The sequence below is a fragment of the Luteolibacter ambystomatis genome (genome assembly GCF_018137965.1).
In the GTDB taxonomy this organism is placed as follows: Bacteria; Verrucomicrobiota; Verrucomicrobiia; order Verrucomicrobiales; family Akkermansiaceae; genus Luteolibacter; species Luteolibacter ambystomatis.
Map to the genome: position 1 here is coordinate 2,380,601 of NZ_CP073100.1, position 25,507 is coordinate 2,406,107.

At 65.2% G+C, this 25,507-nt stretch carries 19 protein-coding genes and 1 riboswitch; of the genes, 15 read left to right on the plus strand and 4 right to left on the minus strand.

Annotated elements, in window-relative coordinates:
- Positions 1-71: 71 nt before the first annotated feature.
- Positions 72-1,262: a hypothetical protein gene (locus tag KBB96_RS09100; RefSeq protein ID WP_211634378.1), complete on the minus strand. Its 1,191-nt coding sequence runs from the start codon at positions 1,260-1,262 to the stop codon at positions 72-74.
- Between the two features lie 155 nt (positions 1,263-1,417).
- On the opposite strand from KBB96_RS09100, the gene KBB96_RS09105 reads away from it, so the two are divergent.
- From KBB96_RS09105 to KBB96_RS09120, 4 genes are all read left to right on the plus strand, one after another.
- Positions 1,418-1,939: a GNAT family N-acetyltransferase gene (locus KBB96_RS09105; RefSeq protein WP_211634379.1), complete on the plus strand. Its 522-nt coding sequence runs from the start codon at positions 1,418-1,420 to the stop codon at positions 1,937-1,939.
- Positions 1,940-2,150: 211 nt separating this feature from the next.
- Positions 2,151-3,353: a GNAT family N-acetyltransferase gene (locus KBB96_RS09110; RefSeq protein ID WP_211634380.1), complete on the plus strand. Its 1,203-nt coding sequence runs from the start codon at positions 2,151-2,153 to the stop codon at positions 3,351-3,353.
- Between the two features lie 693 nt (positions 3,354-4,046).
- Complete coding sequence (locus KBB96_RS09115; protein WP_211634381.1) at positions 4,047-4,451, plus strand: hypothetical protein; 405 nt, start codon at positions 4,047-4,049, stop codon at positions 4,449-4,451.
- Positions 4,452-4,479: 28 nt separating this feature from the next.
- Positions 4,480-4,544, plus strand: a riboswitch (guanidine-III (ykkC-III) riboswitch).
- Between the two features lie 22 nt (positions 4,545-4,566).
- Positions 4,567-4,890 (plus strand): DMT family transporter, encoded by a 324-nt coding sequence (locus KBB96_RS09120; RefSeq protein ID WP_211634382.1) that lies wholly within the window; start codon positions 4,567-4,569, stop codon positions 4,888-4,890.
- A 239-nt stretch (positions 4,891-5,129) separates the two neighbouring features.
- On the opposite strand, the gene KBB96_RS09125 is transcribed toward KBB96_RS09120, so the two are convergent.
- Positions 5,130-5,543 carry a GreA/GreB family elongation factor gene (locus tag KBB96_RS09125; RefSeq protein ID WP_211634383.1) on the minus strand — a complete coding sequence of 138 codons (414 nt, stop codon included), beginning with the start codon at positions 5,541-5,543 and terminating at the stop codon, positions 5,130-5,132.
- Between the two features lie 574 nt (positions 5,544-6,117).
- Between KBB96_RS09125 and KBB96_RS09130 the strand changes: the two genes are divergently transcribed.
- On the plus strand, positions 6,118-8,268 hold the full coding sequence (locus KBB96_RS09130; protein ID WP_211634384.1) for an AMP-binding protein: 2,151 nt from the start codon (positions 6,118-6,120) through the stop codon (positions 8,266-8,268).
- Positions 8,269-8,629: 361 nt separating this feature from the next.
- Here the strand turns inward: KBB96_RS09130 and KBB96_RS09135 are convergent, their stop codons facing one another.
- The gene (locus KBB96_RS09135) at positions 8,630-9,100 is read right to left on the minus strand and encodes a GNAT family N-acetyltransferase (protein ID WP_211634385.1); all 471 of its coding nucleotides are present in this window, start codon (positions 9,098-9,100) and stop codon (positions 8,630-8,632) included.
- A 113-nt stretch (positions 9,101-9,213) separates the two neighbouring features.
- On the opposite strand from KBB96_RS09135, the gene KBB96_RS09140 reads away from it, so the two are divergent.
- Positions 9,214-10,695, plus strand: coding sequence for a right-handed parallel beta-helix repeat-containing protein (locus KBB96_RS09140; RefSeq protein ID WP_211634386.1), 1,482 nt, complete (start codon positions 9,214-9,216; stop codon positions 10,693-10,695).
- A gap of 892 nt (positions 10,696-11,587) precedes the next feature.
- On the opposite strand, the gene mnmA is transcribed toward KBB96_RS09140, so the two are convergent.
- Positions 11,588-12,667, minus strand: coding sequence for a tRNA 2-thiouridine(34) synthase MnmA (gene mnmA, locus KBB96_RS09145; RefSeq protein WP_211634387.1), 1,080 nt, complete (start codon positions 12,665-12,667; stop codon positions 11,588-11,590).
- A gap of 116 nt (positions 12,668-12,783) precedes the next feature.
- On the opposite strand from mnmA, the gene KBB96_RS09150 reads away from it, so the two are divergent.
- The 9 genes from KBB96_RS09150 to KBB96_RS09190 all read left to right on the plus strand — a co-directional run bounded on the left by KBB96_RS09150 (position 12,784) and on the right by KBB96_RS09190 (position 25,460).
- Positions 12,784-13,656 carry a hypothetical protein gene (locus tag KBB96_RS09150; protein WP_211634388.1) on the plus strand — a complete coding sequence of 291 codons (873 nt, stop codon included), beginning with the start codon at positions 12,784-12,786 and terminating at the stop codon, positions 13,654-13,656.
- Between the two features lie 398 nt (positions 13,657-14,054).
- The gene (locus KBB96_RS09155) at positions 14,055-15,335 is read left to right on the plus strand and encodes a ClpP family protease (RefSeq protein ID WP_211634389.1); all 1,281 of its coding nucleotides are present in this window, start codon (positions 14,055-14,057) and stop codon (positions 15,333-15,335) included.
- A gap of 40 nt (positions 15,336-15,375) precedes the next feature.
- Entirely contained in the window at positions 15,376-16,170 is a 795-nt protein-coding gene (locus KBB96_RS09160; protein ID WP_211634390.1) for an MBL fold metallo-hydrolase, read from the plus strand.
- A gap of 534 nt (positions 16,171-16,704) precedes the next feature.
- Complete coding sequence (locus tag KBB96_RS09165; RefSeq protein ID WP_211634391.1) at positions 16,705-17,181, plus strand: gluconokinase; 477 nt, start codon at positions 16,705-16,707, stop codon at positions 17,179-17,181.
- Positions 17,182-17,207: 26 nt separating this feature from the next.
- Entirely contained in the window at positions 17,208-18,296 is a 1,089-nt protein-coding gene (locus tag KBB96_RS09170; RefSeq protein WP_211634392.1) for an Ldh family oxidoreductase, read from the plus strand.
- Positions 18,297-18,330: 34 nt separating this feature from the next.
- On the plus strand, positions 18,331-19,119 hold the full coding sequence (locus tag KBB96_RS09175; RefSeq protein ID WP_211634393.1) for an SDR family oxidoreductase: 789 nt from the start codon (positions 18,331-18,333) through the stop codon (positions 19,117-19,119).
- 270 nt (positions 19,120-19,389) lie between these two features.
- Complete coding sequence (gene secA / locus KBB96_RS09180) at positions 19,390-22,587, plus strand: preprotein translocase subunit SecA (RefSeq protein ID WP_211634394.1); 3,198 nt, start codon at positions 19,390-19,392, stop codon at positions 22,585-22,587.
- A 111-nt stretch (positions 22,588-22,698) separates the two neighbouring features.
- The gene (locus KBB96_RS09185) at positions 22,699-23,076 is read left to right on the plus strand and encodes a hypothetical protein (RefSeq protein ID WP_211634395.1); all 378 of its coding nucleotides are present in this window, start codon (positions 22,699-22,701) and stop codon (positions 23,074-23,076) included.
- A gap of 335 nt (positions 23,077-23,411) precedes the next feature.
- Positions 23,412-25,460, plus strand: a complete 2,049-nt coding sequence (locus KBB96_RS09190; protein WP_211634396.1) for a TonB-dependent receptor family protein — start codon at positions 23,412-23,414, stop codon at positions 25,458-25,460.
- Positions 25,461-25,507 lie beyond the last annotated feature (47 nt).

The following is a 25,507-nucleotide window of genomic DNA, read 5'->3' on the forward strand; positions in this document are numbered from 1 at the left end:
GGAGCAACCCCTCCGGATTGGAGGGCCTCCGTTACGGACCCTGGAAGCGCGGAACAAAGGGAAAGCCCTGCTCACCCTTCCACCGGCACGGCCTTCGGAACCGTGGGGGCGGGAGGCACCGGTGCGGGAGCCGGGGCCGGTGGTGCGTCCGGCACGGGAGCCCGCACCGCCTTCGGCACCTCATGATCCTGCGGCATGCGCGCGATCAGCAGCGCGGACTCGTTCGGACGCCAGCGGTAGCCCGCGCTGAACGGCAGCTCGATCACCGGCTGCTCCTTGAATGCCTCGTGCAGATCCGCCTGGTAGCGCTCCTTGAAAAGATCGATCGGCGGCAGGTAGTGACCGGCCGTCACCACGTTCCAGCCCGCGTCCTTGAAGAAGCGGTAGGGAATGCCCGAGTCGTCCTGGATCATCGTCTTCGTGTGCGTCAGCAGGAAGTCCCGCGCCTTCGAGAACTCCGCCATGTGCATCAGATACGAGGCCGCCTTCGCAAAGCCATTGCCCACGCCCTGCTTGTTACAAAAGGCGATGAAGCCCGGGCTGGTACGGATGCCCTCGTTGGAAAGATCGGATGAGAAATAATACACCGTCTGGTTCCTCCCGTTCGGAGCCACATAGGCGATCTTCACGCCCGGCGTCTTCGCCTGCGGCGACTGCTGCGTCTGGATCTCCCCCGTGCCATCCACCCACACCTTCTCCGCCGTGGTGATGCGGCATCCCGCATGCGCGAGGAAGAGATAGAGCACCGGCGTGGTGCCATTGAGCGCGGTGTTCTGGAGATCCTCCTTCATCGCCTTGGTGCGGAAGAAGCTGAAGTCGAGCGAATCGCTGATGGACTTGCGCAGGTTCTGCAGCGAACCCGCGCGCTGCTCCGGTGTCAGCGCCGCCACGTCCGGCAGCGATCCCACCGGCTCGATCCCGCACATGACCGTCGTCGCCGCATTCGGGAAATACGCGTGGGAATACAGGAAATCCGGGCCGCTGAAGAGATAGAACAACGTCGCGCTGTCCTCATACGCATACGGAGCCACGCGCGGCATCCAGTCCGCGATCTTCGCGAGCTGGCGCTTGTCCACATCCTGCCACGCCTTTGTGAACTCCCTCGCGTGCTGCTGCCACGCGGCCTCGCCGCAAAGCGGTTCCAGGGATGATCCGGTCACCGTCTGGCCGGCCAGGAAGCGCGCCTGGACATCGGGCGACGCCGGTTCCGCCATCAACCATGGCGCGATCAAAAGGGCCGCTGCGGCCGCGACTGATTTCATGCGCGGCGTTGTAACGGATCGCCGGAAATTTAACAGCGCGGAGTGAAAATCCATTGCGCCATCAGGCACGGGCGCTGCTCCATCCGGCCGGAGATATGCTGAAAAGTGCTGCATCGCGGCCTCCGGCATGATACAACGGCAGCCCCTCCCCATCCATGCCTGTCGCCGCCCTTCCCCGTATCCGCACCTTCCCCAGCCGGATCGCCACCGCCGTGGACGCCGCCGCCATCCTGGCGTGCCAGCGTGCCGCCCTGGATACGCTCGCTGCCGGTCCCTACGCGGGCACCCGCCTGCGCGAATGGGCCGCCGGCCTCACCGTGGAGGACCACCTGCCCGCCATCGCCCGTGGTGGCATGGAGATCGTGGAGGATGACCTCGGCGCCATCACCGCCTTCTCCGAGTTCGATGCCGCGGACGGACATATCCCGTCCCTGTTCGTCCATCCGGATTTCATCCTTCAGGGACTCGGCAGCCACCTGCTGCGGAACATCGCGCGGCAGGCGGGCCATCACGGCATTCCCCGGCTCACCGTCTATGCCTCGCTCCCCGCCGCGGGGTTCTATGAAAAATGCGGCTTCACCGCGGAACCGCAGCGGATGATGCACTTCAGCGGAGGCATCGGCCTGCCCTATATCCCCATGCACCTCCACGTGGAAGGTGGCGGATTCTTACTATAATCCTAGTAGTTCTCCAATCGCCGGACATCCGAGTATCTCCACCGCCCGGATGCCCCGGCGGTGCCTCCCTACCTTCATCCCCGATCAATCAATAAGCATCCCTGAAGTTTTCCGCCTTTCCTCCGCGCGCCGTCCCGGCCATTCATGAGCGCGGGTCCGGACCAGACTGCGGTGCGGGCCTTCCGATTCCTGCTCTGTCGCATCGCCCGTCATGACCCTTTCCAACTCTTCCGTCCGCGTCCTCACGCCCGATGATGCGGCCATCTACCGCGCCCTGCGCCTGCAAGCACTGTGGGAGCAACCGCCCGCCTTCGGCGCGCAGCCCATGGACGAGCCGCCGCTGGAGGTCATCGCCACCCGCCTCCGCGCGGACCGTGACGAATGCTTCTTCGGTGCCTTCGACCAACGCGAGCTCATCGGCACCCTGCGCCTCACCCGCTACGCCGCGGAGAACGAAAAGCACCGTGCCTACCTCGCCGGTCTCTACGTCGCCCCGCGCCACCGCCGCCACGGACACGGCCGCGCCCTCGTCGCCGCCGCCCTGGAACGCGCCAAGTCCGATCCCGGCCTGCGCCGCGTCAATCTCGCCGTCGTCACCGCCCAGAAGCCCGCGCGGCATCTCTATGAGAGCTTCGGCTTCCAGACCTCCGGCACCGAGCTCGAGGCCTTCTCGAATGCCGGCGTTTACTATGACGAGCACCTCATGACGCTGGATCTCACCGGCGGCCGCGGCGGCTTCCTCGCCACCGCGGATGCCTGGTGGGCGCAGTACTTCGGCTGCCGCCCCTCCGGGCTTTTCGCGGAGGCGCTCACCCTTCTGCCGGATGAAAACGCCCCGGCGGAAACCACCATCCTCTTCCGCGAGGGTGGTGCCATCGCCCGCATCGCCCCCGCCCGCCGCCCCGAGTTCCGCAAGCTCCTCGCCGCCGGCTCCCCGGCCAAGGCCGCCGCCGCCTTCACCGCCGCAGGATATGAAGTCAGCGGCCCCTCCTTTCTCGGCTACACCAAGTCCGTCCCGCGCCCGCGCCACCGCGCCCGCCCGCTCGACCATCACGATGCCAGCCGCCTCTTCTCCCTGAGACGCGCCTGCCCGCAGGACGAATGGCTCCGCGGCGGCTGCGATGACGAGCACCTCCCGCGCTCCGGCGTCTTCACGGACGGCCTCCTCGTCGCCATGGCCACCGCCGATCCGTCCGATGAAACCATCGCCCCGCTGCGCCTCATCACCGATCCGGACTACCGGGCCCGCGGCTACGGCCGCAGCGCCCTCGCCCATGCCGTCGGCCGCGTGCTGAAGGACGGCCAGCTCCCCCAGCTCACCGTCCCGGAAAGCGATCCCGCCGCCATGCGCATCGCGGAGACCCTCGGCTTCGCCCGCTATGCCACCGTCCTGAAGGTGAAGCCACCGGCGTAGCGACGCGTGGGTTTCCGCCCCCCGCCCGAGGGGGTGCATCGAAGCAAGCGTCCGGAGCCTCCGGAGGTTCGCGCCCTCCCGGAGGGTGTACTGAAACCTTCCTCGTCCCAACGGGACGGCCCATACCAGCCCGGAGTCACGACCCCCGGTGAAGTCCTCGAAGTGGTATGCACCCTGAATGGGTGCCCCATGCGGAGAACCGCCGCGAGGTGGATGAAACGCCCGCCCTCCATGGGGCATGGCTTCAGCATGCGGAAAACCCGACGCACTCCACCCAGGGTCTGCGACCCTGGGCGGGTATGGGCCGTCCCGTTGGGACGAAGGAACTTCAACCGGGGTTTCGGCCCGCGCCCTAACAGCCCCTGCCCCTCCGGCCAAACATATCACAAAAAAATTACACGATTCCGCACACAAGCCCACATATGGCCGAAATTGCTCCTTCTTGTAAGCTGCTAGATGACATATGCGCAATTTTACGCATGCCGCCTGAGCCCCGTGTAAAGAACGTGTAAAGCCCGTGAAATCAAGGATTCGCAACATTCCACCTACGCGATTTAGCGACCCCGCTGCGCATTCCGTACTTCCCAAACCTCAACTCATGCTCTCACATATCAACACATGATCCGTCACATGACTTCCCTGCCATGCACACGGACTCCCATGCATCCCTGACAAGAACCCCCTTTTGTCTGCATGAACACCCTTGCAACGCCCGTCATCCATTTTTTCTGTGAAGAACCGTTCAAGCGGTTCGCCCGTATCGAAGGCATGGCCACCATCGAGGAGGATGGCATCCGCTTCGAATACGCCATGACCGAAAGCGTTTCTCCCACGCCGAAAGGCTCGGTCTCGAAGCTCCTGCGCTTTTCGGACATCGCCGCCATCGAGTTGCGCCACCACTGGATCTCCGCCAGCAAGCTGCGCTTCCGTGCCAGAAGCCTGAAGGCCGTGGACAGCTACCCCACCACCGATCCCTGCGCCTTCGAGGTGGAGATCCTCCAGACCCACAAGCAGGACGCGGAAGACTTCGTCGCCGCGGCGAATCTCCTGCTCACCGGCCACCCAGCCGGAGCCACTCCGGTGACCCCGGCGGCTTGACACGGCCGCCGATCCGGGCGAAGAAGGCCGTGCGGAAGCGTTTTTCCGCCCGGACGAGGCACGCCGTACCCGGTTAAGACAAGACGACGTTCGAACATCGAACACCAGACTCGTCATGTCTCCATGGATCATCCTCGTACTCGCCGGCCTGCTGGAAACCTGCTGGGCCATGAGCCTGAAGCACACCGAGGGCTTCACCCGCCCCGGCCCCACCGCCTTCTTCCTCGTCACCCTCGCGGGCAGCATGATCCTGCTCTCCATGGCGGTGAAGCACCTGCCCATGGGCACCGCCTACGCCGTGTGGGTGGGCATCGGTGCCATCGGAGCCGTGATCGGCTCCATCTTCCTCTACCAGGAACCACTGCCGATGATGCGCCTGTTGTTCCTCATCATGCTCGTCGGCTCCATCGTCGGCCTCAAGGCCACCGCGGCGCATTGAGGGAAAGCGTGCTCTTTGGCCCGGTAAAAGCCCCAAAGGGGCGTGATGCGATAGCCCAAGGCAACGCCTTGGGTTTGCAAATACAGGAGTGATCGAGCCCTGAAGGGGCGGGACGCTGGGAGCGATGTGCCCCCCGTCATCCCGCCCCTTCAGGGCTCGTCACGATTCGTATCTTCTTTCCCGGGGCAATGCCCCGGGCTATCCCATGACGCCCTTTCAGGGCTGGTCCAAATACCGCTTCAACCGCGGCTGCCGACCGCCTGCCGCTTCTTCACCAGCGAGGCGATCGTCATCACCCGCGCACCCGCCTGGGTCTCCCACGTGGCGCGCTCCCCCACCCGGCGGCCGAGCACCGCCAGGCTCACGGCGGAGGTCACCGGGATGAGATCGCGGTCGATGTCCGCTTCCGACGGCGGCACGATTTCCAATTCGAACCAATCCGCCGGGTCCGAGGGCGATACCAGCGTGACACGGTCATGGAGTTCCACGCGGTCCTCCAGTTCCACCGCATCGAACGTCACCAGCGCCTCATCCACCCATCGGGCGAGGGCCTGGCGTTGTTCGCCGCTGGGCAGCGGCCGCGCGTCCTGATTCTGCAACAAGTCCTGGAGGCTCAAAAACGCCTCCTGATCCAACAAAGGTCGTGTGTTCATGATTCAACAAAAAACAAAAAGGGTTGTGTCCGCGCCCGACCATCGGGAGCGGAAGTGAGTAAAATGTTTTCCAAAACGAGGTCTGGAACATCCGGACAGCCCCGGGAGATCGCTTGAGAGATCATCCCATTCGCGGAGGCCGCCCGCTCACACCCGGAAAGCGGCCATGCGATGCCCGCACCAGCCACGGAAACACCGCGCCATCGGGCGGGTGTCCAGCGTGCGGCCGGTGATGTGGGCGAAGTTCATTCAACCCCACCATGCCGAGCTTTCCCACCCGCGCAAATGGAAAAGTCTTCCCCGTAGCCGGAGTCGTGAGACTTCGGGCTGGGGAGATCCGCGGCAGCCTGTGCAGGACCAGTCCGCCCAGGGTGGCCCCAAAGGTGGACCGGATCTGCACGGCCATTCGGGAATCCACCCAACCCGAAGTCTCACGACTCCGGCTACCCCTCATCCCGCGAAATCCCACAATTAAAGGATTACTGGAAAAAAGTCCGTGCGACCTTCGTCAATAGGCTTTCTATAATTTGCCCGACGACAGCCGCATGCCGCGACCGCGTCCTTTCCCAGTCTCATGAGCGCCGCCTCGATCCAAATTCTTCACAAGGAACGGCTTCCGTCCACGGGAGCCCTCTACATTCCCGGCCGTCTGGACATCCACCAGCTCCACGGCCTCGAAAAACTCCTCGCCGGGCGGAAGATCACCTGGCTGATCGAGGAGAACGCGAAACTCGATCCCCAGATCCGCACGCATCTGGAAAAGTCCGGCTCCGGCGCGATGTTCGCCGCGGACGATACCGCCCTCGCCGAAGTCGGGGCCCAGCTCAAGGGCGCGTTGGAAGGTTCCGGCGCGCTCGTTTACGTTCCAGGCCTCACCGCCAGCCGCCACTCGGAGACCTGCCTCGTCCCCGCCGCCCACCTCAAGGCGCTCTGCGCGCTCGGCCTGCCCGTCGTCCCCATCGCCGTCGAATCGCCGCGCGAGACCAGCCTGTCCGTCGAACGGAAATCGTCATTGCCCGCGGGCATCCTCACCGTCGGCCGGCCGCTCGCCGCGGGCGAGGCCACCGTGGCCGAGTACCGCCAGCGCCTGCTGGAAGCCGCGGAGGTCGGCTTCTCCAGCCGCGCGTTTCTCAAAGGCTCGCTCGCCATCGCGTTGTTGGAAGGCCTCAAGAAACACGGCTCGAAGCACAAGATCGTGGACGGCTCCGATGACAGCACGCTGGAGTTCAGCAAGGTGCTGCCCGCCGCGCTCGCGCTTTCCAAGGTCATCGCCGAGTCCACCTCGCAGCCGCGCGTGGGCATCGTGCTGCCCCCCGGCAAGGGCGGCCTCGTCGCGAACCTCGCCGTGCTCTTCGCCAACAAGGTGCCGGTGAACCTCAACTTCACCGCCGGCACCGAGGCCGTGAAGTCCGCCATCCGCCAGGCCGGGCTCGACCGCTTCATCACCGCCGATCCCTTCGTGCGGAAGCTCTCCTCCTTCCCATGGCCGCCGAACCGCGATCTCATTTTCATCGAGCGCGTCCTGCCCACGCTGAAAAAGCAGATGATCCGCTGGGGCGTGATGGCGAAGATCCTGCCCTCCGCCGTGATCGCCACCATGCTCGGCCTCAACAAACGCTCCGGCGATGACGAGGCCGTGCTGCTCTTCACCTCCGGCTCCTCCGGCGAGCCGAAGGGCGTCGCCCTCAGCCATCGCAACGTGCTGGCGAATGTCTGCCAGTTCGCCAGCCGCATCTCCCTGCCGCCCGGTGCCAGCATCCTCGGCAGCCTGCCCTTGTTCCACTCCTTCGGCTCCACCGTCACGCTGTGGTTCCCGTGCATCGAGGGTCTCGATCTCATCACCTATCCGAATCCGATCGAAACCAAGCGCCTCGCGGAGCTCGTCTCGCTGCATCAGGCCAGCCTGCTCCTCTCCACCCCCACGTTCCTGCGCGGCTACATGAAGCGCATCGAGCCCGCGCAGTTGCAGTCGCTGAAGCTCGTCGTCACCGGCGCGGAAAAACTCCCGCAGAACCTCGCCTCCGCCTTCGAGGAAAAATTCGGCATCCGTCCGCAGGAAGGCTACGGCCTCACCGAAACCTCACCCGCCACCAACGTCAACCTGCCGGACGCCACGCCGCAGGGTGGCGAGGCGCTCATCCCCAGTGCGCGCCCCGGTTCCGTCGGCATCCCGCTGCCGGGCATCGCCGTGAAGCTCACCGATCCCGCCACCGAGAAGGACGTGCCGCTCGACAAGCAGGGCATCATCTGGTTCCGCGGCGCGAACATCTTCCCCGGCTACCTCAACGATCCAAAGAAGACCGCCGCCGTGCTGCAGGACGGCTGGTTCCGCACCGGCGATGTCGGCCGCATGGATGACGAGGGCTTCCTCTACATCGAGGGCCGCATCTCGCGCTTCTCGAAGATCGCCGGCGAAATGGTCCCGCACGAAACCGTGGAGGCCGCCATCAACAAGGTGCTGCATCTCGATTCCGAAGCCGAGCGCCGCATCGCCGTCGTCGGCGTGCCGGACGAGCAGAAGGGCGAGGCCATCATCCTCCTCTCCACCATCTCCGGCCCCGCGCTGGAGCAGGAATGCATCGACCTCCGCTACAAGCTCCTCGATGAAGGCCTGCCGTCCCTGTGGACGCCCAAGCAGATCGTCCCCGTGCAGGAAATCCCCGTCCTCGCCTCCGGCAAGCTCGACATCAAGTCCTGCGAAACGCTGGCCACGAGCAACCGCTGACCTGATCGTGGCTGCGGCGTCCCGCCGCAGGCCGTGGTCGTGGCGTCCCGCCGCGACATCTTCCTCTTCGTAGCCGCGTTCGTAAGAACGTGGGCTGGGAAGAGTCTTCTCTATCCCAGAACATCGCCGCCCGGATATCTCCGCGCAGCGAAGTAGCGCTGGGCTCCGCCCGGCGTGCCGGGGAGAGGGCTTATCGGGTGATGCGATCCCTTTCCCACAAAGCGCCCCAAGAAGCACGCGAAGGAGGACCTTCGCGCTACTACGCTCCACGTAGCTCTCCTTCGTGGCCGCGTTCAAGCCGCGCGAACCTCCCTCCGACATCCGCCGCCCCCGCCCACAAGCAGGAATGCTTGTGCTACTACTAAGGCAGTATATCCCCGTACACCCCCGGATCGCTCCCGGGAATCTCAATGGCTCCGCACGCCTTGAAATAAAACTCCTTCGGCCCCACGCCGCCGATGATCCCGTACGCATACCCATCTTCACGCAGCGCCTCCAGCGACTTCAACAACAGCGCCTTTCCCAATCCCAATCCACGCGCGTCCTCGGATACGCCCGTCGGCCCGAAGAACGCCTTCATCGTCGTGTCATAGCACGCGAACCCCAGGATCTTCTTGTCCCGCGTCGCGATGAAGCACGCGATCGGCTGGCGCGACAACGCCACCGCCACCTCGCTCACCCACTTCGCGGAAAAGTGCTGCTTCACGAACTCCTGCACCGTGTGCAGCTCGAAGGCCCGCGCCCGCCGCAGGATCACGCCCTTCCCCTCCACCTCCTTGTAGAGTTCCGCGGAATCGGGGAGGTCGTAAAGGCGCACCAGCAGGTCGATCATGCCGCCTTGCATAGCCAATGCCCCGCACCGGCGGAAGATCAAACACCGCCACCTTCCGCTAGAGCCGCCCTCCGGGAGCTTGACCCCGCCCGCCGCTTCCGCCAGCGAGGGATATGCATGCTACCCGTTTCGCGTTCGCCCTCTGCCTGCTGCTGGCGGGTGGAGTCCAGGCCAGGGATTATCATGTCGATTCCACGGCCGGGAATGACTCCGCCCCCGGCACCACGCCCGCGCAGGCGTGGAAGTCGCTTGAGAAGGTGAACGCCACCGAGTTCACCGCGGGCGACCGCATTCTGTTCAAGGCCGGTGGCCGCTGGAGCGGGCAACTCCACCCGAAGGGCTCCGGCCGCGCCAATGGCCCGAAGGTCGAGCCGATCACCATCACCCGCTACGGCGAGGGCACCCTCCCGCGCATCGATGGCGAGGGCAAGGTGCCCGATACCGTGCTGCTGGAGAACATCCAGTACTGGGAAGTCACCGATCTGGAAATCACCAACCAGGGCCCGGAGACCGCGCCATGGCGCACCGGCGTCCGCATCCTCGCGGATGGCATCGGCACCATGAACTACATCGCCCTGCGCCGCCTGTACGTTCACGACGTGAATGGCGACCTCCGCAAGAGCAACGAAGGCTGCGGCATCTTCTTCGAGGCGAAAGGACGCGGCACCTTCTTCGACCGCCTGCTGATCGAAAACTGCAAGGTCGAGCGCACCGACCGCAATGGCATCTGCCAGCGCGGCCACGGCGGCCCGCACAGCCGCTCCGTCATCATCCGTGGCAACACGCTCGATGACATCGGCGGCGACGGCATCAAGCTCTGGGGCACCGACGGCGGCCTCATCGAAAAGAACATCGTCCGCAAGGCCCGCGCCCGCGCCAAGGACGCCTCCGCGGGCATCTGGCCCTTCGATTGCAACGACACCGTCATCCAGTTCAACGAAGTCTCCGGCACCCTCGGCACGCTCGATGGCCAGGGCTTCGACTCCGACTACGCCTGCCGTCGTACGTTGATCCAGTACAACTACAGCCACGACAACGAAGGCGGCTTCATCCTCATCTGCGGCCCCGGCAATTCCTTCAACAGCGACACCATCATCCGCTACAACATCAGCGTGCACGATGGCGTGGACTCCGCCCGCGTCTTCCACTTCGGCGGCAAGTCCACCAACACCCGCGTCTATCACAACACCATCGTCCTCGGCCCGCGGCAGAAGGTCCCCGTGCTGCTCTTCACCGATTGGGACAAGGGCTTCGCCGAGGGCGCGACCTTCACCAACAACCTCGTCATCACCAGCGAAGGCGGCAAGGCGCTCTACAAATTCGGCCCCGACAAGGGCACCACCTTCGAGGGCAATGTCTTCGCCGGTGTCCACGAAGGCCTGCCCGCCGGAACCGCCGTCAGCAAGACGGTCCCGAAATTGAAAGGCCCGCTCGAACCCGCCGATGGCTTCGCCTCCGCCGAGCGTTTCAAGCCCGCCGCCACCGACCGCAATTTCCCGCGCGGCAACGTCATCAAGGACAACGGCGGCCGCGACTTCTTCGGCAAGCCCCTCCGCCCCACCGACCGCCCCGCCATCGGCGCCGCGGAACCCTAGTAGCTCCGGGCTCCCGCCCGGCGTGCAGGGAAGACGGTTTTACAGGTCATGTCATCCCCCGCCCTCCAAGCACCGCAACCCGCACGCGAAGGAGGACCTTCGCGCTACTACGCTCCGCGTCCTGTATGGGAGCTGCCCCCGGAGCGGACTCCTCACGTAGCCGGAGTCGTAAGACTTCGGGCAGGATGCATCCACCCCCACCCTTGCACACCGCCATCGGAATCACCGCCCACCATCCCTCTGAGTCCCGGAGGGACGACGCTGCCTGCGCTCTCGCACCGGATCAATCAATCCAACATCCATCGCTCTGGCTGCCTTGTCATCGGATTGGTCCTCATTCCGACTCCGCTTGCGTCGTCCCTAACGGGACTCAATCCATCCTCACCTCTCACCGGTGGCTCGCGCCACCGGCTACCCTACGTCGCCCCTCCGGGGCTGAAGAACCCTCTTCGGTCATTGACCCTGAAGATTGGGACGCCACCGCAAGGATGTGCGGACCTGTGGGAACCATCCGCTCCCGCAACTTCATTCCATCCGGTCATCTCTGAGTCCCGGAGGGACGACGAAAGGTAGCCGGTGGCGCAAGCCACCGGAACAGCGCCGAACCCGATTGAAGTCCCGGAGGGACGACGCTGCCTGCGCTCTCACATCGCAACCACCGGGCCAAGGCTCATCAGCCTAACAACCCCACCCTACCTCGCGCCACCGGCTACCTTACGCCGCCCCTCCGGGGCTGAAGAATTGCGGCGCAGCCATCTGCGTAGCCGGAGTCGTAAGACTTCGGGCGGAGTGCATCCACCCTCACACGCCGCCGTTACGATCCATACAGAAACCGGACCCGCCAAGAACTGCGCTCGACCACCCGACCTGAAGTCTCACGACTTCAGCTACCTCACCCCACCCACTCGAACACACCGCCGCCCATCAATCTCCCGCCGTCGTAAAACGCGCAGATCTGCCCCGGCGAAAGCGCGCGCTGCGGCTTCAGGAACACCACGTCCACCTTCCCATCCTCACGCGGCGTCACCTCCACCGGTTCCGCCTTCGCGCGATACCGTGGCTGCGCTTCACACCGCATCTTCCGGTCGAACGGCTCGTTGATCGTGCTCACATTCCCCACCACACAGCGGCTCGCATACAGCCCCTCGCTCTCCGGCGTGTCCCATCCCACAATCAAACGGTTCGCCGCCACATCCTTCCCCACCACCACATACGCCATCCCTTCACGCGGCGAGGCCACGCCATGGCCCTTCCGCTGGCCCAGCGTATAAAGGTGCAGCCCGCGATGCGTTCCCATCACCTTGCCCGTCGGGTCAACGATCTCCCCCGGACTCTCCGGAATATAGTGTCCCAGGAAATCACTCATCTTCACCTGCCCCAGGAAACAAATCCCCTGGCTGTCCTTCTTCGAGGCCGTCGGTAAATTAAAGCGTTCCGCCACCTCACGCACCTGCGGCTTCAGCATCTCCCCGGCGGGGAATAGCGCGCGCGCCGCCTGCGCCTGCGTCATCAGCGAGAGGAAATAACTCTGGTCCTTGTTCGGGTCCGCGCCGCGCAGGATCGCCGCCGTGCCATCGCCCAGCGATCTACGGCGTGCATAGTGGCCCGTCGCCACGCTCTCGAATCCCTGGCTCAACGCGTAATCCAGAAACACGCCGAACTTCATCTCGCGGTTGCACCACACGTCCGGATTCGGCGTGATCCCATTGCGGTAGCCTTCCACCAGATAGTCCACGATGCGGTCGCGATACGCATCGATCAGGTCGATCACGCGGAATTCGATCCCCAGCGTCTTCGCCACGGCGCGGGCGTCCTCGATGTCCTGTTCCCACGGGCAATCGCCCGGGATGCCCTCGGCATTGATCCAGTTCTTCATGTAGCCGCCGGTCACCTCGTGACCCTGCTCCACCAGCAATGCCGCCGCCACGGAGCTATCCACCCCGCCGGACAGTCCGACCAGCACCTTCGCCATGCGGGGAAGGAAAAGGCCGCGCCCGCAACATGCAAGCGCCAAGGACCGCTCCTTCCCCCGTCGCAACCGGTGCGATGGCGCTTGAATCCCGGCCGTCCCGCCCTTTTCCTCCCGCCATGTCCGCCGCGCCCGCGTCAGAGCCCCAGACCGTCACCGCCCGCTCCCCGCTCGCCGGTTGCACCATTCTCATCGTCTGCGTGCTCGTGCTCGTCTTCCTCGTCGGCTTCTCCACCTGGGCGCTCTTCCGCCAGGCCGATGAAATCGCCAAGTTCACCTCGGACAAGCCCGCCCCCATCGCCATCGCCCCCACCGAGGACCGCGAGGCGGACCTCAACCACCTCTCGGAGCGCCTCGAAGGCTTCCGCCAGTCCCTCGATGGCACCGCCGAGGTGAAGCTGGAGCTTTCCAAGGACGACCTCAATACCGCCATCGCCGCCTTCCCGGCCCTCACCGAGCTCAAGGGCGCCTTCAACGTCCGCGAGATCCGCGAGGACGGCAAGCTGGTGCTCGACACCTCGCTCAAGATGAACGGCAAGCCGCGCCGCACCCGCGAAGGCGAGGAAGGCTACGTCACCTCCGATCCGCGCTACCTCAATGGCACGCTCATCGCCCGCCCCGAGCTCGCTGATCAGGAAATCGTCCTGCGCATCGACTCCATCGAGGTCCCCGGTGCCAGCGTCCCGGAGCAGTTCCGCCAGCAAATGTCCCCCTACCGCATCACCGAGCGCTACAAGACGGACACCACCCTCGGCCCGGTCATGAAAAAGCTCACCGGCCTCACCGTCACCGGTGGCAAGGTCGTCCTGCGCAGGCAGCCCGGCGAAACCGCCCCCGGCACCATCACCAACGACCAGGTCGACTCCGGCGCGAAGCGTCTCTTCCGCTGGCTCGGCCTCGCCGCCTCCGCCTTCCTCGCCCTCGTCGGCCTCCTCCTCTTCATCGGCATGCGCGCCAAGCGCCGCAAGGAACAGGAAGCCGCCGGACAATAACCGTGGCTGCGGCGTCCCGCCGCAGGCCGTGGTCGTGGCGTCCCGCCGCGACATTCCCCCTCTTCGTGGCCGCGTTCGTGAGAACGTGGGCGGGGAAAACCCACCCCATCCCTCCAACACCGCCCCGTCCTCCGGAGTGCGGTGGCTTGCTTCCGCACTCCCGCCGCAGGCGTCTCACCCCTCTTCAATCTGCGGAATCTGCGGTCAGCCTCCCCCCACAACCCGACCACCCTGCCCAAGTCGCTTTCCCATTGGCAGGCCCCTCGTTTCCCGCTCCAGATCGCTCTTTGCGCACCTAGCGTAGCCGGAAATGTGGATTCCCGATGCACGAAATCCCCTCCCGGTGCCGTTTACCCTCCTGTCAAAATCATGAAACTCCGCCTCACTTCCCCGCTCCTGTGCCTGCTCATGGCCGGCCTCGCCCACGCCGACGAACCCGCCAAGCCTGTCGAGGCCACCACCCCGGCCCAGGCCGTTCCCGCTCCCGCCCAACCGGCTGCTCAAGCACCCGCCGCCGTGGCGGTCGCCGTCGCCCCGCCCCCGCGCCGAAGGACCCCGCCACCGAGGCCTCCCGCAAGGAACAGGAAGCCCTCACCCTCCAGAACACCCTCGAAGCCGAGCGTCTCAAGAAAGAAACCAACGCCCTCCGCTCCGAGATCACCAAGCTCAAGATGGAGCGCGAGCTCATCGGCGAGCGCAATGCCATGGACGACGCCAAGCGCGACCAGGCCAAGCGCGAGGCCGATGTCAAATTCTCCGAGGAAAAGAGCAGGCTCATGCGCGAGGCGGAGATGGCCCGCATCCAGTCCGAGAAGCTCGCCAACGAACTCAAGACCGTCCAGACCCAAGCCGCGCTCGACATCACCCGCCTCCAGAACGACATCGCCAAGTTCGAGACCGAGGACAAGCGCGCCCAGTACGCCGACAGCAAGCCCGAATACCTCGCCAAGCCCCTCCGCGATAACAACGTCCTCGTCATCTCGGACCGCCGCATCCCGCTCAACGGCCTCATCAACTCGGACACCGCCGACCACATCACCGAGCGCATCGACTACTGGAACAACAAGGACAACAAGCTCCCCATCTTCATCGTCATTGATGAATGCCCCGGCGGCTCCGTCATGGCCGGCTACCGCATCCTCAAGTCCATGCAGGCCAGCAAGGCCCCCATCCACGTCGTGGTGAAATCCTTCGCCGCCTCCATGGCCGCCTGCATCACCACCCTGGCCACGGAATCCTATGCCTATCCGAATGCCATCATCCTCCATCACCAGATCAGCTCCACCCCAGGCAACCGCCTGAACCTCACCCAGCAGAAGGAATTCTTCGAGGAAAACACCCGCTGGTGGCAGCGCCTCGCCACCCCCGTCGCACAAAAAATGGGCATCTCCACCGACGAGTTCATCAAGAAGATGTACGCCCACTCCACCAGCGGTGACTGGAGCGAGTTCGGTGACAGCGCCAAGGAACTCAAGTGGGTGAACCACATCATCGGCGGCGTCGAGGAAACCTCGCTCGTCAAGGACCCGGACGCCAAGCCCGCCGCCGCGCCCGCCACCCGCATGGCGCTGAAGGAAGAAGTCGATCAGGACGGCCGCCCCTTCGTCTGGCTGCCCCGCCTCAATCCAAAGGACTGCTACTTCCTCTACAACGCGGACACCTACTACCGCACGCGCTGATACTGGACGCCGCGGCCATCCGCTCCTACGGTGGCCGCAAATGCTCGAAGACGATTTCACCTACGTCGTCCGCAAGGCTCTCAAAGGCCTCGCCCTTTCACCCGGCGAGGCCGCTTTGCGTGCCGGACTCGTGCCCGCGGAAGTCACCGCCCTCATCGATGGCCGCTTCTCCGGCTCCGTCGCACGGAAGCTCGCGCCCGCCCTCGGCCTCGATCCCGCCGCCTTGGAAGGCCATCCCGGCTACGCACCGAAGCCCCAGCTCCTCCACACCCTGCGGCGGCTCGACATCCCCTTCGAGGACGGCCAGGTCAATGCCTGGCTCCTGCGCGAGGACGATGTCACCCTCCTCTTCGATACCGGCTTCTCCCCGGACTCCTGCGCCCGCGCCCTCGATGCCGTGCAGGCCTTCGAGATCGACGCCACCTTCATCACCCACGGCCACCGCGATCACACCGGCGGCCTCCCCGAGATCCGCAAGCGTTCCCGTGAAATCTACGGCCCCGCCCACGACTCGCTGCCCGGCGTGAAGCCCCTCCGTCCCGGCGACTCCATCCGCACCGGCGCGCTCACCATTCATGCCTTCGATCTCGCCGGGCATTGCGCCGGTGCCCTCGGCTACCGCATCGAGGGCCTCACCCGCCCTGTCTGCGTCGTCGGTGATGCCCTCTTCGCCGGTTCCATCGGCGGCTGCACCGGCCCGGACACCTACGCCACCGCCCTCAACAATCTCCGCGAGGGCGTGATGAACCTCCCCGACCGCACCCTCCTCCTCCCCGGCCACGGCCCCGCCACCACCGCCGGCGAGGAACGCAAGGGCAATCCCTTCCTCGCGTAACCCCGCAGGCTGCTACGCCGCGCAGCGTATTCTTGTAGCCGGAGTCGTGAGACTTCGGGCGGGGCACATCCACCCTCACCCCGCGCCCCGCCATCCCAACCACCGTCCACCTCTCTCTGAGTCCCGCTAGGGACGACGAAAGGTAGCCGGTGGCGCAAGCCACCGGAAACCCCGTCACACGGAATCAAGTCCCGGAGGGACGACGCTGCCTGCGCTCCCGCACCGCAACAACCCATCCAACACCCATCCGTCTAACAGCCCCACCATCTGCGTCCCCCTCACCCCGACTCCGCCTACGCCGCCCTCCGGGGCTCAAGAAATCTCTTTCTTGTAGCCGGAGTCGTGAGACTTCGGGCGGTGTGGGCAAGCGCGGTCCCATGCACGTCCAGTCCGGACGTCGACGCCCCGGCAGCGGCCTATGAGGACAAGGGAGGATCCACCCAACCTGAAGTCTCACGACTCCAGCTACCCGACTTCATCCCCCTCTTGCCTGTTGAAAAAACCCGCGGGCCCCATCAACCTCTCCCCCATCAGATGACCCCGCGCATCCTCCTCATGGGCGTGTCCGGCAGTGGCAAGACCACCGTCGGCCTCCGCCTTGCCGACGCCCTCGGCATCGCCTTCCTGGATGCGGACGACTTCCACCCGCCCGCCAACGTCGCGAAGATGCACGCCGGCATCCCGCTCACCGATGACGACCGCGCGCCGTGGCTCGCCATCCTCGCGGAAAAACTCCGCTCCACCACCGGCGGCTGCGTCCTCGCCTGCTCCGCGCTGAAGGACGCCTACCGCCAGATCCTCACCGCCGCCGTCCCGGACCTGCGGCTGTTTTTCCTTGATGGCCCGCCCGCCCTCATCCGCCACCGGCTGGAGGGCCGCAGCGGCCACTTCATGCCCGCCAGCCTGCTCGACAGCCAGTTTTCCACCCTCGAGCCACCAAAAGATGCCATCCGGCTGGACATCGCCGAGCCGGTGGAAATAATTGTTGCACGCATTTTATCCCACCTCTGATTCCGATCATTCCGCCTAACCCACCCATGTCCGAATTCGTCGTCATTCCCCGCGAGGCCCACGATACCCTCGTCATCCGCGCCTATGAGTCCCGTGGTTTCGCCTCCGATGAGGCCGCGGAAGGTGCCAAGCTGGCCGCCGAGGCCGCCCGCCACGGCATCCGCACCCACCACGCGCTGAAGGCCTTGCACCTGGACCACCTCTTCGGCTCGGCCGTTGGCGGCTGCGTCCCCGGCGCGGAGATCGAGGTGAAGCCCACCCGCTTCGCCGCCTCGGAAATCTGGGACTCCCACAAAAAGCTCGGCCAATCCGTCGCCTACCGCGCCATCGACCGCGCCATCGAGCTCGCGGACCAGTACGGCATCGGCCAGATCGCCGTGGATGACACCTTCCACTACCTCTGGGGCGGCGGCTACGTCATGGAGGCCGCGGAGCGCGGCTACTACGCCTACACGAACTGCACCTCCACCCTCGCGGAGGTCGTCCCCTTCGGCGGAAAATTCCCCACCCTCGGCACCAATCCACACTCGTGGGGCATCCCCACCCAGGACGCCACCGGCTTCCCCATCGTGATCGACTGGGCCACCTCCACCGTCGCCATGGGCCGCGTCCAGGCGCTGAAGCGCGAGGGCAAGCAGCTCCCTCCCGGCGCCGCCGTGGACAAGGACGGCAACCCCACCACCGATCCCAACCAGGTCGCCGCCCTCCTCCCCTTCGGCGCGCACAAGGGCTACGGCATGTCCCTCATCAATGAGATCTTCGGCGGCCTCATCGGCTCCTCCCTGCCCACCCTGCGCGGCCGGAAGAACGACACCCCCGGTGAGAAAACCTCCTCCGTCTTCTACTTCCAGGTCATCCACCCGGACGCCATCTCCGGCGGCCACTTCGCCCACGGCCGCAGCCAGCAGGAAAACCTCAAGGCCGTCATAGATGACGTGCTCGGCCACGGCAATGACAAGGCCATGCTCCCCGGCCAGTTCGAGGCGGATGCCCGCAAGCGCTCGGACGCCGCCGGCGGCCTGCTCTTCACCGAGGCGGAAGTCGGTGAGTTCAATGAACTCGCCCGTGAGCTGGGATTGCCGGAATGGGACATTGCCTCCCTGCCCCGCGCCTGATTCGCTTGCACCAACTCCGCATCACTACCCACGCATGCAACCCGCTACGTACCTCAAGGATCTCTTCAGTCTCCAAGGCAAGACCGCCGTCGTCATCGGCGGCACCGGTGAACTCTGCGGCACCATGGCCGTCGGCCTCGCCCGCGCCGGTGCGGAAGTCGTCCTCGGCGGACGCATCCCGGAAAAGGCCGAGCAGCGCCTCGCCGAAATCGAGAGCCACGGCGGCAAGGGCTACTTCGTCCCCGTGGACGTCACCTCCCGCGATTCGCTCCAGAACCTCCTCGATACCGTCCTCCAGCGCTCCGGCAAGGTGGACATCCTCATCAACGGTGCCGGCACCAATTCCCCCACGCCCTTCCTCCAGATCGGCGAGGAGGAATATGCCCGCATCATGGACACGAACCTCACGGCCATCTTCCGCGCCTGCCAGGTCTTCGGGAAATACTTCGTGGAAAACAGCCAGCCCGCCTCCATCATCAATCTGGGCTCCATTTCCGGGCTGAATCCGCTCTCCCGCGTCTTCACCTACTCCGCCAGCAAGGCCGCGGTCCACAACCTCACCCGCAACCTCGCCCGCGAGTGGGCGGACAAGGACATCCGCGTCAACACCCTCGTCCCCGGCTTCTTCCCCGCCGAGCAGAACCGCAAGGTGCTGGATGAATCCCGCGTCCTCGACATCCTCCGCCAGACCCCGGCCTCCCGCTTCGGAAATGCCGAGGAGCTCATCGGTGCCACCATCCTGCTCGCCTCCCCGGTCGCCGGATCGTTCATCACCGGCATGGAAATGATCGTCGACGGCGGCTTCCAGGCCATGACGATCTGAGGAAAGCGCCACCGTGGCTGCGGCGTCCCGCCGCAATGTCTTCTCATCCAAACTGTGGCTGCGGCGTCCCGCCGCAGGCCGTGGTCGTGGCGTCCCGCCGCGACGTCTTCTCATCCAGAACATCGGCGGGACGCCGATGCCACGGCCTGCCGCGGGACGCGGCAGCCACGGGTAACAAAGTTCTTTTCATCGTGCGGCTTGCACCAGCGCCGCACGGAGTGTATGCGTCCGCCCCGGCCCGATCACATCCGGCCCCATTCCCGTTTTCCCATGATCAAGTGGATCCTCCAGAAAATCGTCGGCAGCAAGAACCAGCGCGAACTCCGCCGGATTCGTCCGACCGTCGCGCGCATCAATGAAATCGAGGAGGCTCTCCAGCGCGAACCCGCGGAAAAACTCCTCGAGCTGACCGCGAAGTGGAAGGACTACCTCTCCCGCTACCACCCGCTCGTCATCGCCGCGAAGCCCCAGCTCCAGCGCATGGATGCCGCCGGCCTCGCCGAACAAGCGGCCATCATGGACGCCCGCCTCGCCCCGCTGCGTGAGGACTACACCTCCCTCCCCGGCAAGGTGCAGCCCACCGTGGAATCCATCGAGGAAGCGAAGGCCGCTTTCCACGAAATCGAGGACACCTTCATCCAGGCCCGCGCCAAGTATCTCGAGCAGATCCTTCCCGATGCCTACGCCGTCGTCAAAAACGGCGCGCGCCGCATGTGTGGCGAGAAGATCACCGTCGTCGAGCAGGAGATGACCTGGCAGATGGTCCACTTCGACGTGCAGCTCGTCGGCGGCATCGCCCTCCACCGCGGCATGATCGCGGAAATGCAGACCGGCGAGGGCAAGACCCTCACCGCCACCCTGCCCGTCTATCTCAATGCCCTCACCGGCCTCGGCGTCCACATCGTCACCGTCAATGACTACCTCGCCCGCCGTGACGCGGAGTGGATGGGCGCCCTCTATAAGTATCTCGGCCTCACCGTCGGCTGCATCCAGAACCAGATGGCTCCTTGGGACCGCCGCGAGGAATACGCCGCGGACATCACCTACGGCACCAACGCGGAATTCGGTTTCGACTACCTCCGTGACAATGGCATGGCCTCCACCAAGGACGAGCAGGTCCAGCGCGGCCACTACATCGCCGTCATTGACGAAGTGGACTCCATCCTCATTGATGAAGCCCGCACCCCGCTCATCATCTCCGGCCCGTCATCGCAATCGAGCCACCAGTTCGACAAGTACAAGCCGCTCGTGGAGCAGCTTGTGAAGCGCCAGACCCAGCTCTGCAACGACCTCGCCATCGAAGCGAAGAAGTCGCTCGAGGAAGGCGACAAGGAAGCCGCCGGCCGCGCTCTCTTCAAGATCAAGCTCGGCCAGCCGCGCAACCGCCAGCTCCTCCGCCTCATGGAGGACCCGGACATGCGCCGCCTCATCGAGAAGACCGAGCTGTCCTTCTACCAGGACGCCCAGAAGAAGGAACTCTTCGCCGTGAAGGAAGAGCTCTACTTCACCATTGATGAAAAGGGCCACGACTCCGACCTCATGGAAATGGGCCGCGAGTACCTCGCCCCCGGCGATCCGGAGTCCTTCACCCTTCCGGACCTCGGCACCCTCTTCGCCGATCTGGAGAACAACACCTCGCTCACCGAGGAGCAGAAGATCGCCAGGAAGGAGGAATACCAGGTCCGCATGGATACCCAGGCGGAGAAGATCCACAACATCTCCCAACTCCTGAAGGCCTACTGCCTCTATGAGCGCGATGTCCAGTACGTCGTCACCGAGGGCAAGGTCTGCATCGTCGATGAAAACACCGGCCGCGAGATGCCGGGCCGCCGCTGGTCGGACGGTCTCCATCAGGCCGTCGAGGCCAAGGAAGGCGTCGCCATCGAGAAGGAGACCCAGACCTTCGCCACCATCACCATCCAGAACTACTTCCGCCTCTACGAAAAGCTGGCGGGCATGACCGGCACCGCCGAAACGGAAGCCGCCGAGTTCCACGACATCTACAAGCTCGACGTGCTGCCGATCCCGCCGAACCGCCCGAACCAGCGCAAGGACGAGAACGACCAGGTCTTCAAGACCCGCCGCGAGAAATACAACGCCGTGCTCGCCAAGATCGAGGCCGCCCACGCCAAGGGCCAGCCGATCCTCGTCGGCACCGCCTCCGTGGACGCGTCCGAGACCGTCTCGCGCATGCTCAAGCGCAGCAAGATCCCGCACACCGTCCTCAACGCGAAGTACCACCAGCAGGAGGCCGAGATCGTCATGCGCGCCGGCCAGAAGGGTGCCGTCACCGTCTCCACCAACATGGCGGGCCGCGGCACCGACATCAAACTCGGGCCGGAAGTCCCCGAGCTCGGCGGCCTCTTCGTCATCGCCACCGAGCGTTACGAATCCCGCCGTGTCGACCGCCAGCTCCGCGGCCGTTGTTCCCGCCAGGGCGACCCGGGCCGCAGCCAGTTCTTCATCTCCTTCGAGGATGACCTGATGCGCAACTTCGCCGCCGCCGACCGCATGACCGCCATGATGGAGCGCTTCGGCATGCAGGAGGGCGAGGCCCTCGAGCACTCCTGGCTCAACAAGTCCGTCGAGACCGCCCAGAAGCGCGTCGAACAGCGCAACTACACCTGGCGCAAGCGCGTCCTCGAGTTCGATGACGTGATGAACAAGCAGCGCGAGGTCGTTTACGGCTATCGCAATGAAGTCCTCACCACCGAGACCCCCCGCGACCTCGTCAATGAGATCATCGAGAAGGTCATCCCCGCCAAGGTGAACGAGTATCTCGCGGACCGCGATGCCGGTTCCCCGGACTACAACGAGCTCCTCCACTGGGTCAATGCCACCCTCCCCATCCGCGTCGATGCGGAGGACGTGAGCATCACCAACCACACCGAGGACGAGATCGCCGCGGAGCTGGTGAAGCGCGTGAAGGAAACCTACGAGCGCCGCATCGAGAACCTCCCGCCGGAAGTGCTCGATCAGGAAGAGCGCCGCATGGTCCTCGTCGCCATCGACAAGCAGTGGCAGAACCACCTCTACAACATGGACGCGCTGCGCGAGGGCGTGCAGCTCCGCGCCCAGGGCCAGAAGGATCCGCTCATCGAGTACAAGACGGAGGCCTACGACCTCTTCGTCAACCTGATGACCAGCATCGACCAGGAAGCGCTGCAGAACCTCTTCCGCTCCGCCTCCAACCTCGAGGCCTTCCTCCGCCAGCTCCAGAGCATGCCGCAGGAACTCCACGGCCCCGAGGAAACCGGCCCCGCCATCGGCTACGAGAACATCGCCACCACCGGCAGCTCCGCCAATCTCGACCCCTCCACGCTTCCGTCGCCGGAAGGCAGCCAGCAGCTCAAGCTGAACCTGCCCAAGCGCCGCCCCAGCTTCGAGATCGAATCCGCGGGCCGCAATGCCCTCTGCCCCTGCGGCTCCGGCAAGAAGTACAAGCAGTGCTGCGGCCGCGAAGCTTGATTCGTTTCAGGTTTTCAGATTGAAGTCTCCAGCATGGGCCGTTGACATGGCTCCTGCTGGCAGCTGAAATCTAACAAGCTTCTGAAAAAGGTCCTCCAGTTCGCGATCGCGTTGCTCGCCAGCATCCATCTGGCGGGAGGACCTTACGCCTTGGTCCAGGCCTGCGCCTGGGCCAACATGCTCATCACCTACTCCCAGCAGGACGGCTTCGCCAAAGCCGCCGTCGATACCTTCAGCGGCGAGAAGCCGTGCGAAATGTGCTGCAAGATCGCCGAGGCGAAGCAGGACGACGCCAACAAGAAGAAGGACCCCGCCTCTCCGGACCTCTCCTTCGGCGCGAAGCTCCGCCCCGAGCTGCTCCCGGCGGATCACACCACCCTGAAAGTTCCCGCGGCCACCGACATCCTTGTGGCCGCCCCCGTCTCCCCCGCGCTCATCGCGGGCATCGGCCAGGCCGCCCCGCCCTCACCGCCGCCACAGGTGGCGTGAGTCTCTTACGGTAGGAACCACCCGTGCCCGACCTGCTAAACCAGGCCGGAGCCATGTAATTGGAGCGCAATGGGAGCGAAGCGGACATAGCCCGCCTCACCGTCTCTCATTCTGCGGGCAAACTTTAGTCCGCCTTCCTTCTCCTATCCGGAAAAATGCCGCTACGCGGTTCTGTCTCTGAGGCGGACTAAAGTCCGCGCTCCGACAACAGCGATCACGTCCGCACTCTGCCCGGCCTCCTGCCGCAAACGCCCCCACGCGCCCTTGCGCCCACACACCCCGCCGCACCCTCGCGGCCCCGTCTTGCACACACATCATCCAACTTTCCCACTTTCGTGAAATCCACCCATCTCATCGCCGCCGCTTCCATCTGCGGCCTCGCCTCCGCTGAAACCACTCCCGAGGCAGCATCTAACAAAACCCTCCCGGACGTGGTCGTCACCGCGACCAAGGAAAAATCCCTCACCGCCCCCAGCGTCCAGGCTGCCCGCGAGGAACTCGCCAAGGTCCCCGGCGGCACCGAGGTCGTTGATGCGGACCGCTACCTGCGCGGCCGCGCCTCCACCGTCGCGGACACCTTCGCCCTCTCGCCCGGCGTCTTCGCCCAATCCCGCTTCGGCTCGGACGAGGCCCGCATCTCCATCCGCGGCTCCGGCCTCCAGCGCACCTTCCACGGCCGCGGCATCCGCGTCATGCAGGACGGCATCCCCGTCAACCTCGCCGATGGCTCCTTCGACATGCAGGCGCTCGAACCCACCGCCGCCTCCTACATCAATATCTGGCGCGGTGCCAATGCCCTCGACCAGGGCTCGTCCACCCTCGGCGGCGCCATCGACTATGTTTCCCGTACCGGGCTGAACTCCACCGGCGGCGACCTCCGCGTGGAGGCCGGTTCCTACGGCTACCTCCGCGCCGGCATCGCGGGCGGCTTCTCCGCAGGCTCCGCGGACGTTTACGCCTCCCTCACCCACCAGCAGCAGGACGGCTTCCGCAACCACGCCGAGCAGGAAAACGAACGCCTCTTCACCAACTTCGGCTGGCGCTTCAATGACGATGTCGAAACCCGCTTCTACATCACCGCCGTCAATACCAACTCGGAACTCCCCGGCAGCCTGCTCAAGTCCGAGCTGAACCGCGACCCGCGCATGGCCGCCCCCGCCAACATCACGCTCGACCAGCACCGCAACTTCGAGCTGCTCCGCCTCGCCAACAAAACCACCGTCCGCGATGGCGACACCACCTGGGAATTCATCGCCGGGGTCAGCCACAAGGACCTCGACCACCCCATCTCCACGGTCATCGACCAGAACACCAACGACTTCTTCGCCGGCTTCACCGGCACGAATGAATCGGAACTCTACGGCCACGCCAACCGCCTGCGCGGCGGCATCACCTTCTCCTACGGCCTCATCGATGCCTCCACCTACGCCAGCGTCTTCGGCCATCGCGGCGCGCTGACCAACCACGCCGACCAAACCGCCACCAATCTCGAAGGCTTCATCGAGGACCAGTTCACCGTCAGCCCCGGCTTCACCCTCATCGCCGGAGCCAGCGCCGCCTACAACCGCCGCGAGAGCGACATCACCTACGGCCCCGGCCGCGACTACGCCACGGACTACACCAACATCTCGCCCAAGGTCGGCTTCCGCTGGGAACCCACCCACCAGGTGCAGGTCTATGGAAACGTCTCCGGCAGCTACGAGCCGCCCTCCTTCAGCGAGGCTCTCACCCTGAATACCGCGCGCGATGCCCAGACCGCCACCACCGTGGAACTCGGCACCCGCGGCAGCTGGTGCGCCTTCCGCTGGGATGCCTCCGTCTATCACGCCGTCATCAAGGACGAGCTCCTCTCGCTCGTCGATCCCGTCACCCAGCTCACCAGCACCATCAATGCCGACAAGACCCTCCACTCCGGCATCGAAGCCGGATTCGAGGGCGACCTTCTTGGCACCCCGTGGGACCAGTCGCCGGACAACCGCCTCGTCTTCCGCACCGCCTGGACCTACGGCGACTTCCGTTTCGACAACGACGCCAAGTACGGCAACAACAAGATCGCCGGCCAGCCGCCCCACCTCATCCGCGGCGAGCTCACCTGGGAGAACCACAGCGGCTGGTACGCCGGTCCCACCTTCGAATGGGTGCCCACCAAGGCCTTCATCGACCATCGCAATACCTTCGCCGCCGATCCCTACGCCATCTGCGGCTTCAAGTTCGGCCAGCGCCGCGAGCAAGGCCTCTCCTGGTTCATCGAGGCCCGCAACCTGACCAACGAGAAATACGCCACCACCACCGGCGTGATGGAAAACGCCAACTTCACCGATCAGCGCCAGTTCCTCCCCGGAGACGGCCGCAGTCTCTACGGCGGCATCGAGTGGAAGTGGTGACCTCCTGACCGTGGTCGTGGCGTCCCGCCGCGACATCTTCACAAGAC